The 17,618-nt window shown below is 55.9% G+C and carries 15 protein-coding genes; 3 read left to right on the plus strand and 12 right to left on the minus strand.

The genetic code is table 11. The features are described from left to right. Positions 1-71: 71 nt before the first annotated feature. Together iolE and iolB are read left to right on the plus strand one after the other, a co-directional pair. Positions 72-968 carry a myo-inosose-2 dehydratase gene (iolE, locus tag ABVF61_RS09840; protein ID WP_353993696.1) on the plus strand — a complete coding sequence of 299 codons (897 nt, stop codon included), beginning with the start codon at positions 72-74 and terminating at the stop codon, positions 966-968. Beyond that, the gene (gene iolB / locus ABVF61_RS09845; RefSeq protein ID WP_353993335.1) at positions 965-1,783 is read left to right on the plus strand and encodes a 5-deoxy-glucuronate isomerase; all 819 of its coding nucleotides are present in this window, start codon (positions 965-967) and stop codon (positions 1,781-1,783) included. Before iolE ends, iolB begins: the two co-directional genes overlap by 4 nt. 97 nt (positions 1,784-1,880) lie before the next feature. Here iolB and ABVF61_RS09850 read toward each other — a convergent pair whose 3' ends face one another. From ABVF61_RS09850 to ABVF61_RS09860, 3 genes are all read right to left on the minus strand, one after another. Next, on the minus strand, positions 1,881-4,070 hold the full coding sequence (locus ABVF61_RS09850) for a methyl-accepting chemotaxis protein (RefSeq protein WP_353993336.1): 2,190 nt from the start codon (positions 4,068-4,070) through the stop codon (positions 1,881-1,883). 705 nt (positions 4,071-4,775) lie between these two features. Beyond that, the gene (locus ABVF61_RS09855; protein ID WP_353993337.1) at positions 4,776-6,317 is read right to left on the minus strand and encodes an alanine/glycine:cation symporter family protein; all 1,542 of its coding nucleotides are present in this window, start codon (positions 6,315-6,317) and stop codon (positions 4,776-4,778) included. Positions 6,318-6,336: 19 nt separating this feature from the next. Next, the gene (locus ABVF61_RS09860) at positions 6,337-6,771 is read right to left on the minus strand and encodes a universal stress protein (RefSeq protein WP_353993338.1); all 435 of its coding nucleotides are present in this window, start codon (positions 6,769-6,771) and stop codon (positions 6,337-6,339) included. Between the two features lie 140 nt (positions 6,772-6,911). Between ABVF61_RS09860 and ABVF61_RS09865 the strand changes: the two genes are divergently transcribed. Further along, positions 6,912-7,403, plus strand: a complete 492-nt coding sequence (locus tag ABVF61_RS09865; protein WP_353993339.1) for an Lrp/AsnC family transcriptional regulator — start codon at positions 6,912-6,914, stop codon at positions 7,401-7,403. A gap of 7 nt (positions 7,404-7,410) precedes the next feature. On the opposite strand, the gene ABVF61_RS09870 is transcribed toward ABVF61_RS09865, so the two are convergent. From ABVF61_RS09870 to ABVF61_RS09910, 9 genes are all read right to left on the minus strand, one after another. Beyond that, positions 7,411-8,319 carry a sugar kinase gene (locus tag ABVF61_RS09870; protein WP_353993340.1) on the minus strand — a complete coding sequence of 303 codons (909 nt, stop codon included), beginning with the start codon at positions 8,317-8,319 and terminating at the stop codon, positions 7,411-7,413. A 213-nt stretch (positions 8,320-8,532) separates the two neighbouring features. Further along, positions 8,533-9,354, minus strand: coding sequence for a carbohydrate ABC transporter permease (locus ABVF61_RS09875; RefSeq protein WP_353993341.1), 822 nt, complete (start codon positions 9,352-9,354; stop codon positions 8,533-8,535). Further along, positions 9,351-10,238, minus strand: a complete 888-nt coding sequence (locus tag ABVF61_RS09880) for a carbohydrate ABC transporter permease (protein ID WP_353993342.1) — start codon at positions 10,236-10,238, stop codon at positions 9,351-9,353. The genes ABVF61_RS09875 and ABVF61_RS09880 overlap by 4 nt, the downstream gene beginning before the upstream one ends. Positions 10,239-10,364: 126 nt before the next feature. Further along, a complete protein-coding gene (locus tag ABVF61_RS09885) occupies positions 10,365-11,648 on the minus strand; it encodes an ABC transporter substrate-binding protein (RefSeq protein ID WP_353993343.1) in 1,284 nt (427 codons plus the stop codon). 67 nt (positions 11,649-11,715) lie between these two features. Next, a complete protein-coding gene (locus ABVF61_RS09890) occupies positions 11,716-12,786 on the minus strand; it encodes an ABC transporter ATP-binding protein (RefSeq protein WP_353993344.1) in 1,071 nt (356 codons plus the stop codon). Continuing rightward, positions 12,786-13,574, minus strand: coding sequence for a DeoR/GlpR family DNA-binding transcription regulator (locus ABVF61_RS09895; RefSeq protein WP_353993345.1), 789 nt, complete (start codon positions 13,572-13,574; stop codon positions 12,786-12,788). Before ABVF61_RS09895 ends, ABVF61_RS09890 begins: the two co-directional genes overlap by 1 nt. Before the next feature lie 493 nt (positions 13,575-14,067). Then, positions 14,068-15,159: an ABC transporter ATP-binding protein gene (locus tag ABVF61_RS09900; RefSeq protein ID WP_353993346.1), complete on the minus strand. Its 1,092-nt coding sequence runs from the start codon at positions 15,157-15,159 to the stop codon at positions 14,068-14,070. Positions 15,160-15,192: 33 nt separating this feature from the next. Beyond that, positions 15,193-16,341, minus strand: a complete 1,149-nt coding sequence (locus ABVF61_RS09905) for a carbohydrate ABC transporter permease (protein WP_353993347.1) — start codon at positions 16,339-16,341, stop codon at positions 15,193-15,195. Then, positions 16,341-17,582 (minus strand): carbohydrate ABC transporter permease, encoded by a 1,242-nt coding sequence (locus ABVF61_RS09910; protein WP_353993348.1) that lies wholly within the window; start codon positions 17,580-17,582, stop codon positions 16,341-16,343. The genes ABVF61_RS09905 and ABVF61_RS09910 overlap by 1 nt, the downstream gene beginning before the upstream one ends. Positions 17,583-17,618 lie beyond the last annotated feature (36 nt).

Raw genomic sequence — 17,618 nt, forward strand, 5'->3', positions numbered from 1 at the left:
GGATGAGGTCGTTTTTGAACGAACCACAAAACCGCGATACCGCGACCAAGAAACGTCACAGGACGAACACCATGATCCTTTTCGGCGCCAATCCGATCGCCTGGGCCAATGACGACGACCAGAGCCTCGGTGCGCACATTCCAACGGAACAGATCCTCTCCGAAGCGTCTGAGATCGGCTTCGACGGCATTGAGAACGGCCACCGCTGGCCGGATGATCCGGAAGAGCTGAAGCAGCTTCTCGGCAGTCATGGTCTGAAGTTCATTTCCGGCTGGTATTCGCTTAACCTGTTGGCCCAATCGGTCGAGGACGAGAAGACGGCGATCCAGCCGCATTTGGACAAGCTGAAACACAATGGCTGCAAGGTCTGCATTGCCTGCGAGACGTCCAACTCGATACAGGGATCGGATGTCGATGTGTCGACCAGCCCTGTCCTGAACGAGCAAGAAATGAAGGTTTTCGGTGCCAAGGTTGAAGAACTCGCTGTCTTCTGTGCCGGCCAGGGCATCGACCTCGTCTATCACCACCACATGGGCACGGTTGTTGAAACACTTGAGGAAATCGACGCCTTCATGGCCGCAACAGGTCCGGCTACGAAACTGCTCTTCGATACCGGGCACTGCTACTTCGGCAACAGGGGCGAAGACCCGGCACCGGTTCTTGAGAAGTACATCGACAGGGTCGGGCATTTTCATGCCAAGAACGTGCGACCCGCCGTTATGAAGGATGTTCGGGAGAACGGCAGGTCGTTCATGGATGGTGTCCGGGCCGGGGTCTTTACCGTGCCGGGTGACGAGGAAGGCGGCATTGATTTCACACCGCTTCTTCAGATCCTGAAGAAGGCCGGTTATCAGGGCTGGATCGTCATCGAAGCCGAGCAGGATCCAGAAGTCCATAATCCGTTCAAATACCAGAGCCTCGGGCTCGGCACTCTCAAGGCAATCGCAAACGAGTTGGATCTGAAATGAGCGACCTTCTGCGCAAACCAACAGGAACCTCCAGCAAGGTTCACGACATCACCATCGCCAATGCCAAGGGCCCGAAGTCGCCTGACTGGGGCTATGTCGGCTTTGGCCTTTACCGCTTGCGTACCGGAGAAAGCGTTTCGGAACAAACCGGCGATCTGGAAGTCATCCTGGTCATGGTGGAAGGCAAGGCGTCGATCTCTGCCGGAGGCGAGAACTTCGGCGAGCAGGGAGAGCGCATGAACGTGTTCGAACAGCTGCCACCGCACAGCGTCTATGTCCCCAATGGCACCGACTGGTCTGCAACGGCAACGACCGACTGTACCATCGGCGTCTGTACGGCCCCGGGAAGAGATGGCCACAAGGCGCGCGTTCTGCCGAGTCCGGAAAAGGTGACACGCGGAAAGGGTGCCAACACCCGCTATATCTTCCCGATCGCCATGGAAGAATCCGACGTTGCCGACAGTCTTTTGGTCACGGAGGTCTTCACGCCCCAGGGCAACTGGTCATCCTATCCGCCACATCGCCATGACGAAGACAACTACCCCGACATGACCTACCTGGAGGAGACCTACTACCATCGGCTCAATCCGGATCAGGGTTATGGTCATCAGCGTGTCTTCACCGAAGACGGCACGCTCGACGAGACGATCTCCATGAACAGCCACGACGTGGTGCTTGTGCCGAAAGGGCACCATCCCTGCGGCGCGCCTTATGGCTACGAAATGTACTATCTCAACGTGATGGCAGGCCCTTTGCGCAAGTGGCGCTTCAAGAACCACCCGGACCACGACTGGATCGCGCAAAGGGATGCGTGAGCACAGCCTGGTGTTCGCCTAACTCCGGTAGCCGTCGTTCGGGCATTTGGAGCATCGCCGCCTTTCAGCAGGCAATCGCTCCATTTGCCCGGATCAATCAAGCTGCGTCCGAATGCCGGTCCTCGGTGTCTTTGGCCACGTCGAGCAGGAACTTTTCGACTTCCTCGGTGAGTTTTGCGCTCGCCTCGGAGACAAGATCGGAAGCGGAGTTCACTGATCCGGCTTCTTGAGACGTTTGCAGAACCACTCCGGAGACAGTGTTCATGCTGTTTTCCGCCGCACCGGTGCTGTCGCTGGCGGATTTTGCCGAACGGGCAATCTCCTCGTTCGCTGCGCGCTGTTCCTCGATCGCATCCGCAACCGAACTCGTAAGATCCTTGATTTCCGAAACCTTCACGGAGATGTTGCCGATCGCTCCTGCTGCATCCTTCACCGATGTCTGGATACCGGAGATTTGACCGGAGATCTCGTCAGTTGCCTTTGAGGTCTGTTCGGCCAACTGTTTGACTTCAGACGCAACCACAGCAAAGCCCCGGCCGGCCTCTCCGGCTCGCGCAGCCTCAATGGTCGCATTGAGCGCAAGAAGGTTCGTTTGCTCGGCGATGTCCCGGATCAGGTTGACGACGCTGCCAATGTGTTCGGCTGCCTCCGACAACGTCTGCACGTTCTGATTGGAGGCTTCAGCGGCATCAACGGTTTCAGAAACGATCCGCGTGGTCGCTTCCGTCTGATTGGCGATTTCCTGCACGGTTGCCGTCATCTCTTCCGTTGCGGCCGCCACGGCGGCAACGCTTTCAGAGGCGCTTTTTGATGCCGTACCGGCAGAATTTGTTTCCGTGGTCGCATTGTTTGCCAGGCCGTCCAGTGTGGTTGCTGCCTGGCGCATAAGGCCCATTTGGTCGGATACCGTCGACAGGCGCTCGGAAATTGCAGCCTTGAAGTCATTGATAAGGTTGTCGAGGAAAATCTGGCGTTGACGTTCCTTCTCCTGGTCACTCTGCGCTTTTGCTTCAAGGTCCATGCGCTCAATCGCATTCTCCTTGAAAACACTGACCGCCCTGCTCATGTCGCCAATTTCATCGCCGCGCTCGGCACCATCAACATCCACCTGTACATTGCCTGCGGCCAACCGGCTCATGGCATCGACCAGGCGTGCAATCGGCGTTGTGATTGTTCGCGCGGCCAGAAACCCGGCCACGGCAGCGATTGCAATGAGGATCACCCCCGTCACAAGCATTCGATTGCGCATCTCAACGACGGGAGCCGTTGCCTCGGCATAGGCCTGGGTTGCCAGGAGAATGAAGCTGTTGTCCATGTAGTCGAATGTGATCGCCTCGACATCCATCAGTTCGCCGCGATGCAGCTCTGCATAGCCGAATGCCCTGCCGTTCGCCTTGGCCTTTTCAACGACCGGATTGTCGATCTTCGTTGCAAGAATATCATTCAAGTCGGGCGTAAAATCGGTGTCGTTGCGCATCAGCCCGTCTTCACCAATCAGCAGCAGTTCGCCACTCGCGCCAAGGCCCAGATTTCTGCGCATCAGTGCATTGATCTTGTCGACCGGCATTTGAAACGCCAACACGCCAATGGTCTTGTTGTCGGCGTCGACAACCTGGTGTGCCATGAAGCTTGCGGGCGCATCGTAGCTCGGGCCGTAGGGAGCGAAGTCTTCGAAGGCTACTCCGTCGCGCGACGAAATCGTCATTGCCTTGCGGTAAACCTCACCAAGGTCCGAGCCCGCCCATTTGCCGCCATCGGCCTTGAAATTGGTCGCATAATCCAGCTCCTTGAACACCGAATAGACCAGATTGCCTTCGGTATCGAACAGGAACACGTCGTAGTAGCCTTCGTCCCGCTGCAGGTTATGGAACCACGGATGATATTTCGCATGCACGGTGTCGTAAGCAGTCCCGCCGCTCGCTTTGTAGAGCTTGTCCTTCTCACCGGTCGGGTGCGGATTATCTTCAATATAGGCGCGCTGGAGTTCGGTTTGCAGGTCGACACCTTCTTCCGACATCGATTGCCAGACGCCGGCAAATTCCTGGACGGCCATGACGGTTCCGGGTTGCTCCGCGGTCAGAATGAGTTGACGCTTGATTGCGTCAAGATAGCCACGAATTTCCTCTTCACCGGCTTTCGCGGCGGCGAAAAGACGCTGTTTGGTCAGCTGCTCGAGACTGCCGACTGAATTGATGTAACTGGCAGCGCCGATACCGACGCCAACAATTGCTGCAGCTCCAACCACAAGGGCCGGTATTTTCTTGGACAACCGCATTGCGGAGAACATGCACCTCTCCCCCAGGAAACCGGAAAAATGAACCTGTTAGGAACCGTGAGTTGAAAATTCCAAGGAATTCTTAACAGAACCGCCTATATTTAATTTTTAATGTATTTTTGAAAGGAATTATTAACGAACATGAACAGCGGTTTCGCGAAACCAACAATTTGCGACGGGAATTATGCAAAAGGTTCCGGTTTTACTTGGTCAGTCGTCTGCAGCTGCATATTCAAAGAAGGTCAAAAGCATGCTTCGGCGCGAATCACTTCGTCGGCAAAATGTGCGAAGGTTCCCAACCTGGAGCGATAACGCCACCGGTCCAAGACCCTTTAGGAAGCGGTATGGAACCTGTCCCCTATGCCAATAATATCGACGACGTCCTGCATGGGTTTCGGCTGAAAGAAACGGCTGTTTTGCTTTTAGGCAAGAAAGATGTCTTCCGGCCTGTACTGAACGACACCCAATATCTGCACCGACAGATAATCAATGAACAGCACCCATTTCGGTGCTAAGGCCAGCCAAAAACAAGAGCGGCTCTTTCCGTTTTTTCGCTTCAATATCTGCTGGAGAGACCCGAGACCTTCCGGTTCAGGAATTCCGCTGGTCTCAGCGTGACATCCGGCAGAACGAATGCGAACCAGCCCGCAGACCGGGCTGGTTCTGTGCATCAGCCTTCCCAGACACTGTTCCAGTGCCTGCAAAGCCGGAACGAAATCAGGTGAATTTCTTGATTTCGTTGGACTTCAGCCGCGTCAGATAGCTTTCGAGCTCCCGCTTGACGACCGGCATCAAGGCATAAAGCGCGACGATATTGACAACAGCCATGGCGAAAATCGCTGCATCGGAGAAGTCGATAACCGGGCCAAGGCTAGCTGCAGCGCCAATCACGACGAAGATGCAGAAAATCACCTTGAAGACCAGTTCCTTCGTCTTGCCTTCGCCGAACAGGAAGGTCCAGGCCTTCAGTCCGTAGTAGGACCAGCTGATCATGGTCGAGAAGGCGAACAGCACAACGGCTACCGCCAACACGTATTGGAACCATCCGAACGCTGACGAGAAGGCCGCAGATGTCAGAGCGACGCCTGAATTGCCGTCGACGGTCTGGATCGCGGAACCGCCCTCGTTAAGAAGGTAAAGACCGGTTTCCGGATCGGAAACGAGTTGTCCTGTGATGATGATGACCAGCGCGGTCATGGTGCAGATCACGACAGTGTCGATGAACGGCTCCAGAAGCGAAACGAAACCTTCGGTGATCGGTTCCTTGGTCCGCACCGCAGAGTGCGCGATGGCGGCAGAACCAACCCCGGCCTCGTTGGAGAATGCCGCCCGTTTAAAGCCCTGGATAAGCGCCCCCACAAAACCGCCGGCCACACCAAGACCCGTGAAGGCACCTTCAAAGATCTGGCCAAAGGCCCAGCCGATCTTATCGGCATGCATCAGTAGGATCACCAGCGCGGTCAAAACGTAGAGGACGCCCATGAACGGCACGACCTTTTCGGTTACCGAGGCGATCGACTTCAGTCCGCCGACGATCACCGCAAAAACGATGGCTGCAAAGATAAGACCGGTGATCCAGCCCGGATAATCGCCGACAACGTTGGCGATCTGTGCATGCGCCTGGTTGGCCTGGAACATGTTCCCGCCACCGAACGCGCCCAGAATGCAGAAGATTGCAAACATCACGGCCAGGATCTTGCCGGCAGGCAGGCCCCGTTCTTCAAACCCCTTGGTCATGTAGTACATGGGCCCGCCGGAAACCGTGCCGTCGGGAAATTCGTTCCGGTATTTCACCCCGAGCGTACACTCGGTGAACTTCGACGCCATCCCCAGGAGACCCGCCAGGATCATCCAGAAAGTGGCTCCGGGCCCGCCGATACCGACCGCAACGGCGACACCGGCAATGTTCCCGAGCCCCACCGTGCCGGACAGAGCGGTTGCGAGCGCCTGAAAGTGACTGACCTCCCCGGCATCGTCGGGATCCGAATAATCACCCCGCACGAGCGCGATGGAATGCGGGAACGCCCGAAACTGGATGAACCCGAAATAGAGCGTAAAGACTGTTGCGGCCACGACCAGCCAGCCCACGATCCACGGAAAGGATGTTCCAGGGAACGGGCTGAAGATGAAACTGACAAACCAGCCGGTCGAATTTGCAAACAGCGTATTGACCTGTTCGTCGATGGATTGCGCCATTGCCGGCATAACACCGGCAAGCAAAATGGTTGCGGCTAGAACCGCAGCGTAGGATTTTTTCATTGCTTGAACCTCTGAAAGCTTAGGGAACGATGGTCACGGGCACTGGCGACGCTTGTGCCAGGCTTCCGGCGACCGATCCGAATATTCGCGATGAAAGCTGCGAGTGGCCGGTCCGGCCGATCACCAGCTGTTCCACGTCATCTGCTTCGGCAACCTTGATCAGGGTTTCGGCAATATGGCCGTAGCGAAGTTCCGACGTTGCTTCGATCCCGCTGTCAGAGAGTTTTTGCATGACCGGATCGAGCAAGGACGATTTCGCCCGCTCAAGTTCCTCTGTCCGGCGTGCATGCCGTTCCTCAAGTTCGGTAGGTGTCAAAAAAGTGTATGGCGACCATTCCAGGATATGGGCCACAACGAGCCCTGATTGACTGGCTTTCGCCAAGTTGACAGCGAAATCGAGTGCATTCCCCGATGCGCTGCTGCCGTCGTACCCGACGACTATTTTCTTTTTCATTCTGTTCCCCTTCTCAACGGCCCCATGCCGTAGAGGAAACCATATTCGAAGTTGCAGGGGAAAGGTTCTCGTTTTTCAATTGAATTCAGAAAATTTCTCAATAATTATCGAAAAATCAGAAAATTTTCGGAATTATTACGATGGATAGCCTGGATAGGAAAATACTTTCGATTTTGCAGAAAAACAGTCGTATTTCGATGGCAAGACTGTCAGATCAGGTCGGACTTTCCCTGTCGGCATGCCATCGACGGGTGAAAATGCTCGAAGCGAACGGGGTCATCGAGGCCTACACAGTCCGTCTGGACCGGGCATCGCTCAATCTCGAAATGCAGGTTTTCATTGAAGTGAAACTGACCAGTCCGCGCAGGGAAGATGCGCTGGCCTTCGAGGATGAAATCGCTCGAATGCCTGAAGTTCTGGAATGCCACCTGATATCAGGTGAATTCGATTATCTTATCAGGCTGATGACCAAGAATACGGCCGACTACGAGAGGATATACCGGGGGCGACTTTCGCAGATACCGTCTGTCGCCCAGATGAAAACGCTATTGAGCCTAAGCACGGTCAAAGAGTTCGAAGGGCTGAACCTGGAAGACCTCAGCGGCACCAAGGGTGATGGTCTACCGGCTTGATTTGCGCTCAGGCCACCTCGAAACAATCCACCAGGGCACCACGGTGCTGAATGACGGTTCCGGCAAGCCGTGCACCTGCATCAACGCTGGCCTTGATGCTTTGACTTGTCAGGTATTCCGCAAGAAATGCCGCGTTGTAGCTGTCACCTGCCGCCGTCGTATCGACAATATTTTGCACCGGCGAGGGCTGAAACGCGTGTTTTTCTTGCCCGGTCGCACAGATGACTTCTTCCGGCCCGTTTTTGACAACCACCATGCCGGCACCCGCCGACAGGTATCTATCAGCGCTTACGTCGGCGGTCGCATCGCCGAAATGTGCCAACTCGTCTTCAAACGATGGCATGACAAAGTCGCACAGAGCGGCAGCTTGCGTAACACTCTTGCGCATCACGTCTTCATTCTCCCAAAGACGCGGACGCAGATTGGGATCAAAGGCCGTTTTAGCACCCGCCTTTCGCGCAATTGACAACGCCTCAAAAAAGACTTGCCTGTCCTTCTCCGGAAGGATCGCCAGCGTGATGCCGCTGAAATAAATGAGATTGGCAGTCGATAAGGAAGCCTGAAGATGGGCGGAATCTGCGGCCAGTTGGCGTGCTGCAGATTGCGAGCGCCAATACGCAAAGCTCCGCTCGCCGTCCTTCAGCTGGATCATGTAAAGGCCGACGGTTCGTTCGTCCAGTTTGCGCACAGCGCCGACATCCACGCCTGACGAGCGCAGGAAATCGAGCATTTCCTCCGAAACCTGGTCTCGGCCGACAGCAGTGAGATAGCCGACGGTCCAATCATCCGGCAGGCTCTTGCGCGCATACCAGGCCGTATTCAAGGTGTCGCCGGCAAACCCCATCGCAAAAGTGCCCTGGCCGGTTGGAGCCATCTCCACCATGCACTCGCCAACAGCCAAAAATGTCTTGGACACACGTTCCTCCCCAGGAATCATCTCAGGACTCTCAACTCAAAAACCGCTGTTTTCTGCGATTTAAATCCATTTAAATTCAGCTTAAGTTAATAGCATGAATGGGGAAGGCGTCAATCACCTTCGCCATCAGACTTTAGACCGGTGCGGCCGCCAGGGTCTCATTCGAGGCAAATCAAGGTGTCATGTATGCCTGCGCATTTTCAGCTTTGAGCCCTACTTAATGCCGGCTCGCATGAAACTTTGAACGAATTGGCGCTGGAACAACAAAAACGCAATCAGCAGCGGCCCGGAAGTCATCAAGGTGGCCGCATTGATGACCGACCACTCAATTCCGCTGTCGATTGCGGAAAAGATGCTGAGGCCGACTGTGACAGGCCTGGTTTCCACCGAATTGGTGACAATCAGCGGCCAGAGGAAATTGTTCCAGTGGTGGCTGACCGATACCAGCCCATAGGCAAGGTAAGTCGGTTTGGCGAGCGGGATATAGACCTTCCACAGCACACCCAGGAAGGAAGCCCCTTCAATCCTGGCCGCCTCGTCCAGCTCCTTGGGGATCGTCATGAACGTCTGCCGCAGCAGGAAAATACCGAAACCGGACGCAATGTAGGGCAACGCAATCGCCGGGATTGTGTCGACCAGATTAAGCAAGCGCATGGTCTTGTAGTTTTCGACCATCAGGATATCCGGCATCACCAGAAGCTGAAGCAGAACAAGTGCAAACAGTATGTTGCGCCCGGGAAACTCGAACCGCGCGAAGGCGAAGGCAGCCAGTGTGCACAAAAAGAACTGACCGGCGAGGATCATCGTCACGAGAATGAATGTGTTCAGGAAGTAACGGGCAAAGGGCGCCGCATCCCAGGCTTTCGAGAAATTTTCCAGTGTCAGGGGCGCAAACAGCTCAAATCTTGCTTCGTAGGCGGCCGGATGGAACGCAGTCCAAACGGCATAGGCAAGTGGCAACACCCACAACAGCGCCAGAGCCCAGGCGGCAAACGTGTTGAGCAGACGGTCGAACAGATCGGACGCACCGGTCATTTATAGTGCACCTTTCTGTCGAAAAAGAAGAACTGGCCAATGGCAAGCAGTGAAAGGAGCACCAGCAAGGCGACGGTCAACGTCGCTCCATAAGCCGTTTCCCAGAAACGGAAGGCCACTTCATAGATGTAAAACAGGAGCAACGCGGACGCGTTATCGGGACCACCGTCTGTCAGAATGAAAATGTGGTCCACGAGACGGAAGGAATTGATCACGGCATTGACGCAGACGAACAGCGTTGTCGGCATCAGGAGCGGAAAGGTTATGCGCCAGAATATCGTCCAGCGTCCGGCCCCTTCGATCTGAGCTGCTTCCTTCAGCGACACCGGAATGGCCTGCAGGGCCGCAAGATAAAATATCATGAAGAACCCTGCTTCCTTCCAGACAGTCACCACGATGATCGCGTTCAGCGCGGTATCGGGGTTGCCGAGATAGTTGCTTGCGGGCCAACCGAACAAGAAGCCGGTGATCTGGTCGAAGAGACCAAAGCCGGGCGTATAGAAGAACATCCAGATATTTGCGACCGCGATCAGCGGCAGCACGGTCGGCGTGAAATACGCCATGCGAACGAAGCTGCGTCCGGCAAGCTTTTCGTTCACCCAAAGAGCCATGACGATCGCCAGCGCAACCGAAACAGGGATCGTCCCGATCGCGAACCAGAGATTGTTCCAGAGCACCTTCCAGAAAACGGGATCGTTGATCATGCGCTCGTAGTTGTCCAGCCCGATGAACTTCGCCGGACGGCGACCGCGCGGCGTTGAAAAGAAGCTGTTGATCAGCGTCGTGACAGCCGGAATGTGCGTAAAGGCAAACAAAAACACCAGGGCCGGCAGCAACAGAAGCCAGCCATTGATCCAATCGCGTTTGAGTTTGAATGCCCGCATTTCTTTTGCTTCCGGAGTAAATGGGAGCGCAAGTGTCCAAGGTGACTTGAGCGCATTGACCGCACGATTGCGGCCTTTGATTTGACGGAGCGCCGGCCAGGGCCGGCGATCCACCCTTGCGAGACGTCAGCGATATTCAGCCAGGATCGCGTCAGCCTGGGTCTGCGCTTCCTTCAGCGCGGTTGCCGGGTCTTTTTTGCCGGTGATCGCGGAAGCAAGCGCATCGTTGAAGATGCCCGTCACACGCTGGTTCTGATAGGTCGACAGTTCCGCCTTGGCGAATTCGAGCTGGTCGCGGGCGACAAGGGCCGGAGCGAAATCGGCCGTATAGGCTTTCATCGTTTCGGTTTCCCAGGTCTCGGGACGCGGAGCGACGTAGCCGGTTGCGATCGTCCACTTGGCAGCCTGCTCAGGGGCCGTGATCCATTGAACGAATTCGACAGCAGCCTTGTTCTGTTCGTCGGAGGCTCCCTTGAACAGATAGAAGTTACCGCCACCGGTCGGCGCACCGCGTGTTTCCTTTGCCGGCAGCATTGCAACGCCGAAGTCGAACGGTGCGTTGTCACGGACATTCGTCAGATTGCCGGTCGAGGTCCACATCATCGCCGTCTGGCCTTCGAAGAAGGCTTTCGGTGTCGCGCCCCATTCGATGATGCCAGGTGCCATGATTTCATATTTCGTGCTCAGGTCGACAAGATACTGAAGCGCCTCGACAACCTTCGGGTCATCGAAGTTGGTCTTGTTGCCGTCTGCATTGGCAAGGATCGCACCGTTTTCAATCGCCAGACCCTGGAACAGCCAATAGGGGAAGCCGGACGACGGAATGCGAACGCCCCATTGTGTGACGTTTCCGCTGGCGTCCTTTTTGGTCAGTTTCTTGCCGAACTCGACCATTTCGTCCCAGCTTTCCGGCGCAACGTCGGGGTCAAGACCGGCTTCCTTGAAAGCGTCCTTGTTCCAGTAAAGAACCGGCGTGGAGCGCTGGAAAGGAATGCCGTAGGTCTTGCCTCCGGTCTGGCTGTTTTCCATGAAGGCCGGATAGAAGCCTTCGACCCACTTCTTGTCTTCGTCAGTGCTGAGGTAATCGTCAAAGGGAACGATCAGATCCTCATCAATCAGTGTGAACATATCGACCGAAAGGATCACCGAAAGCTGAGGCGGGTTTCCACCGCGTGAGGCAGTGATCGCCTTGGCAACAGTGTCCTGATAGGACCCGGCGTAGACAGCATCAATGTTCACATCCGGGTTCTGAGCAACATATTCGTTGGTCAGTTCCTGGATGGTTTCGGCGGCTTTTCCGCCAACAGCGACCGGGAAATAAAATTGCAGGTCAACAGCCTGAGCGGACGCCCAGGTGCTGAAAGAAAGAGCCGTTGCCGCAACGGCTTTCAGGAAAGTTGACTTCAACATCTCTACACTTCCTAAGGTTTGAACATCCGCATCATTGCGGCTGGTCTACGCGGGCGCGCGCAGTCGGTCAGGAATTCAGAAGTGTTCCGAATTCCGAAATAAGATCATCTCTCCGGCGGCCGGTATCGGCGTCGAAAACGTGTAGTGCGTCCGGATCAAAACCCAGCTGAATCGTTTCGCCGGGCTGCACGGGTCTCGTGGTTGGCAGCCTCACCTGAAACGCGGTCTCGGCAACAACGCAATCCGCCAGAGTGTCCGCACCGAGATATTCAACAGCGCGTATCGAGGCTGAAATCGGCCCATCGGCCTGCATGCGCATCGCTTCAGGCCGTATCCCGAGCTGGAAGTCAGGTGCCGTACAAAGCTTCTTGAACGTATTGGCCGGAAACAGGTTCATTGGCGGTGTGCCGATGAATTTGGCTGCAAACGGGCTTGCAGGCTTCTCGTAAAGGTCCCGTGGTGCAGCCGCCTGTTCCAGCCGTCCCTTGTTCAGGAGCACGACCTGATCGGCCATGGTGATCGCCTCGACCTGATCGTGGGTCACATAGACCATCGTGAAGCCGAGCTGTTGCTGGAGAGACCTGATTTCAAGCCGCATTTCATGCCTGAGTTTCGCATCCAGGTTGGAAAGCGGCTCGTCCATCAGGCAAATCGGTTTTTCGCCGATGATTGCACGGCCAAGCGCGACACGTTGCTGCTGGCCGCCCGACAATTGACCCGGCTTTCGATCGAGCAGAACCGACAGTCCGAGTAGATCGGCAACTTTTTTCAAGCGCTCGTCGCGTTCGCTGCGGTTCACGCGGCGCACCTTGAGCCCGAAAATAATGTTCTCCGCAACGCTGAGATGGGGAAACAGCGCATAGGACTGAAAGACCATCGATAGGTCTCGTTTGGAAGATGGCTTGCCGGTCACATCATCGCCGCCGATCAGGATGCGGCCGGCACTGACCTCCTCCAGGCCTGCAATCATCCGCAGCGTGGTCGACTTGCCGCATCCGGAGGGACCCAGAAGCGCGGTGAAGGAACCCGCCGGTATCTCGATGGACAAGGCGTCTACGGCAATCGTTTCGCCCCAGACCCGCGAAACGCCGTCCAGGCTGATCGGTTTGCCGGCACTTGCCAAGGCCTTGCTTGCCATCACGCTACGCCCCCGCCTTCGTAGACAAAAACCTCGGTTTTTGAACCCCGAAGACTCTCCAGGAACGCATCCGGGACGGGACGGTCGCAGAAAACCGCATCCACGTCTTTCAGCTGGCCGCCGCGCACATGAGCCGCCCGGCCAAACTTGCTGTGATCCAGCACGAGGTAGGACTTACGGCAATTGGCCAGGATCGATTGGCGTGCAGCGACTTCATCCTCATGGAAATCAAGCAGCGTACCGTCTTCATCAACGCCTGCGACACCGAATATCCCGACGTCAACTTTGTAGTTTGAAAAGAAGGCCTGCGCCGCCGAGCCGAGAATGTCCCGGTCACCGTGTCGAAGACGTCCGCCCGCGATGGTGACCTGGAAGGAGGGATTGCTGGAGGCGGTGAACGCAACGTTCAGATTATTTGTGAAGACGGCAAGCTTGTCATGACCGGTGAGCGCTTGCATGACGATCTCCGGTGTCGTCCCGATCGAAAAGGCGACCGACTGGTTGTTCTCGATCTTGGCCCCTACCAGCTTGGCTATAAGCCGCTTTTCGGGAAGGTTCAGGATTTGCCGTGTTGAATAGTGAATGTTGGAGGCCGGTGCGGGAGGTTCCACACCTCCATGTGTTCGGCGCAGGACACCCAACTCGCACAATCCGTTTACATCTCTGCGGATCGTCTGGGTGGTCACCTCAAATCGCTCGGCAAGCTCCTCCACCGACGCAAAACCGGCCTTTTGCACGAGATCGGCAATTTCGGCCTGTCGTTTCGAAATGTCTACCTGACCAAGCATATGCTTCCGACCCGATACCTGTTGACCCGCAAAAGCTGCTTCGCCAAGCAGATTGGTTAGTACGCGCCTCGACCTGACCTTCAGCCGATCGAATTCAAAGCAGGATAAATCATGTTCATATGAACCTTATTCGACGTTCATATGAAAATGATATGACACTTACGAAGCCGCGTGAAGCTGCGCGCGCAACAAACCGCGCCTTGAAGGCCAGTTTGGAGCCAGCTCGACACCTGAAGGGAGATAAGCAGGGACAAAACAGCCGGGCCAGACAGCTTTCGTGTCAAAAGCCGGTCAGATGCGGAGTTTCCATGGCTCGAAAACGCGCACCGGCGGAACAGTGCAAGCGTGGCATCCGCGACAAAAATGATCCAAGAATTCGCGGCACTGTGGCTTCAAAAGCGAAACACCCAGCACCCTGCCCCCCCTTAACGGGGAAACAGGGGCTGGGAGGAACTTTCGACTGTTTAGCAACCGTCACCCGTAGGACGCAGCCCTAGCGATACAAAAAGGACCTTCCGTTGCTGTCGAACAGATGCAGTTTGTCCTGCACGGCAGTGAGCCGGGTTGTTGTGCCCTTGTCGATCTTGTGAATTCCGGGAAGCTTTGCAATGAGAGACTCCCCTCCGTTCTGCGACTTGAAATAAAGCACTGTCGTCTCGCCGAGTGCTTCGACAATTTCAACCTCCGCCGACACAAGGTAGTCATCGCTTTCCGTTACCGTCAGATCCTCCGGACGGACACCGAGCTTGACGACATTCCCCAGGTCACTGTCGCGGGATCCAATTGGCGCATCAGCATGCCCGCCATCAGACATTTGAACTGAAGTGGTGTCACCGGTGGCGGTGACTTTTGCCTCGATGAGATTCATCGCAGGCGATCCGATAAACTGGGCGACAAACGTGTTCGCCGGGCGCTCATAGAGTTCAAGTGGCGCACCGAACTGCTCCACGTCGCCGCCATGCAACACCACGATCCGGCTTGCAAGCGTCATCGCTTCGACCTGATCATGCGTCACGTAGATCATCGTGCTTTCTGGCATGCTTTCCTTCAGCTGGGCGATCTCGATCCTGGTCGCAACCCGGAGCGCTGCGTCCAGATTGGAAAGAGGCTCATCGAAAAGGAAGACTTTCGGATCGCGTACAATGGACCTTCCGATCGCAACGCGCTGACGCTGTCCGCCTGAAAGCGCCTTCGGCAGCCGATCGAGATATTGCGTGAGCTGAAGCGTCTCGGCGGCGCTTTTGACCGCCTTGTCGATCTCTTCCTTGGACTTGTGCGCAAGCTTCAGGGCAAACGCCATGTTGTCGTAAACAGTCATGTGCGGATAAAGCGCATAGGACTGGAACACCATCGCAATGCCCCGCTGCGCCGGGGGCACGTCGTTGACGACGACATCGTCGATTTCGAGCGTTCCCCCGGTGATTTTTTCAAGCCCGGCGATCATGCGGAGCAAGGTCGATTTCCCGCACCCCGAAGGTCCGACAAACACGATCAGTTCGCCCTGTTCGATTTCCAGGTTGATGTCGCGCAAGACTTCAACTTCACCGTAAGATTTGCTGACATCTTTCAAGGACAAGGAGGTCATGCCGGCTGCTCCCCAATTTGTTTCTTGTTCATGTTACTTGACCGATCCTGCGAGCAGGCCGCGCACCAGATACCGTTGCATCGCAAAGAACACGCCAAGCGGTACGGCAATCGACACGAATGCGGCTGTTGCAAGGATCTCCCAGTTGCCACCTCTGGTCCCCAGCAACTCGACGATCTGGTTCGTCATCACCGTTGTCGAACCCGTCGCGTCAATCAGGAACACCTTTGCAACCAGAAGATCGTTCCAGGTCCACAGGAACTGGAAGATCGCAAAGGACGCCAGCGCCGGGAAACTGAGAGGAATGATGATCTTGGTAAAGATCTGGAAATCGGTCGCACCGTCTACCTTCGCATTCTCGATAATGTCCCGTGGCAGACCGACCATGTAGTTTCGCAGCAGATAGACTGCGAGCGGCATGCCAAAGGCAGTATGCGCAAGCCAGACGCCCAGATACCCCTTGCCGATCCCGATACCGAGATGCAGCCTCAGCAGCGGAATGAGCGCCAGCTGCAGCGGGACGACCAGCATTCCAACCACAGCCGCGATGAGGATCGCACGCCCGGGAAACTCCATCCAGGCAAGGGCGTAAGCCGCAAAGGCTGCCACCACAATCGGAATGATCGTTGCCGGGATCGTCACGGTCAGCGTATTGAAGAACGCCTTGGCCATATTGTCCTGGCCCGACCCCGAAAAGAGGATCGTGGTGTAGTTGTCGAGCGTGAACTCAGGCGGCACCGTGGCAGTTATGAATATTCGCTGTCCGCGACCGGAGAGTTGCTTGTCATTACCCCGCCAGACATAACTTCCGTCAGGCTGGAGGGTCACGCTTTCGCCGTCTTTCATTTCGGCGGTGTCACCGGGCTGATAGGCAGAGACATCTCTGGATGAAATGCCCCAGGCACGGATCTCGCGCGGCGCTCCCTCGAAAATGTTTCCGGTGACCACAAACATGTCCCCATCCGCGACCCGGTTGTCGTCGGGATCTGCAGCCCGGTAGACTTCGTTCTGCTCCGCCGGAAACAGTGCGGCCCACCATCCGGAACTTGAGATCTGATCCGCAGTCCGGAAGGACGACACGAACAGACCGATCGTCGGAAACAACCAGAGCAGCACGAGCAAGGCGACGGAGATATGGACTGCCCATGTCAGTCCGGACTTTTTACCGGCAATGCTGGCCATCACTTCATCTCCTTCCGGGCGTTGTAGACGTTCCAGACGAGGATTGGCGTCACGAGCAACATGATGATGATCGCGCTTGCCGAACCGACGCCCCAGTCATTCGCACGAAACAGCTTGTCGTACATGTAGTTGGCAAGAACCTGGGTTTCCCACTGGCCATTGGTCATCGCAAAGACGATGTCAAAGACCTTCAGGACCGTCAGCGTGATCGTCGTCCAGACAACAACGATGGTTCCCATGATCTGCGGGACCTTGATCTTGAAGAAGATCTGGAACGGATTTGCCCCATCTATGATGGCAGCTTCAATCGTCTCTTCGGGAATGCCCCGCAAGGCGGCAGACAGGATCACCATCGCAAATCCGGTCTGGATCCAGATCAACACCACCATCAGGAAGAAGTTGTTCCACAGGGGAACCGTCAACCAGGTTTGTGCTTCGCCATAGGGCAGTTCACCGACCCAAAGGCCAACCAGCGAACTGAGCGACATCCAGATGAGCCACAAGGCACCAACAGCCACCAGAAGGCGCAAAGGCAACAGCCACCCAGAATGATCTTCGCCTTTGGCAACGATTGCCCGGACGAAGGACCAGGCAACCGAAGCAACGATCACCACGAAACCGACCAGCAGCATGGACGGCAGAACCTGCAAGAGCAGCACCGATCCGATGCCTCCGTCGAACTTAAGCCAGACCGCATTCAGGATGCCTATCTGGTTCTGGTCTTCAGGACGCGTATCGTAAATCAGCTTGAAGATCACCGAGGCACCGACAAACGAGATTGCCATCGGCATGAAAATGAGGGATTTGGCCAGATTGCCCCATTTGATCCTGTCCGTCAGCTGGGCAACAAGCAGCCCAAACGCCGTTGAAATGGCCGGAACGACGATCAGCCAGAGCATGTTGTTCCGCACGGCTTCCCAGAATTTCGGCTCGGCCATCATCTGACTGTAGTTTGCGAAGCCGACGAACGCGCCGCCCTGATCTCTGTCCGTCAGCGAGAGACGCAAGGTCTCAAAGACCGGGTAGGCCAGATAGAGCATCAACGCGAACAGGGCTGGAAACAGAAACAGCCAGGGGCGGATCATGTTCGCACGATTTATGTTCCGGCCGGCATTCGGACCAGAAGCCGGAAAAAGGACCTTGTCGAGGAACAGGTTCGATAAAAAGAAGTATCCGAGGCAGCCGCCGACACCGACTACAATTACCGTCAGCCCGTAGAGCGCCGGGTTATCCGAAAACATGGCCGATCCATCCCTTTAGTCATTGCAGATCGTTCC

It is taken from the genome of Roseibium sp. HPY-6, assembly GCF_040530035.1.
Classification (GTDB): domain Bacteria; phylum Pseudomonadota; class Alphaproteobacteria; order Rhizobiales; family Stappiaceae; genus Roseibium.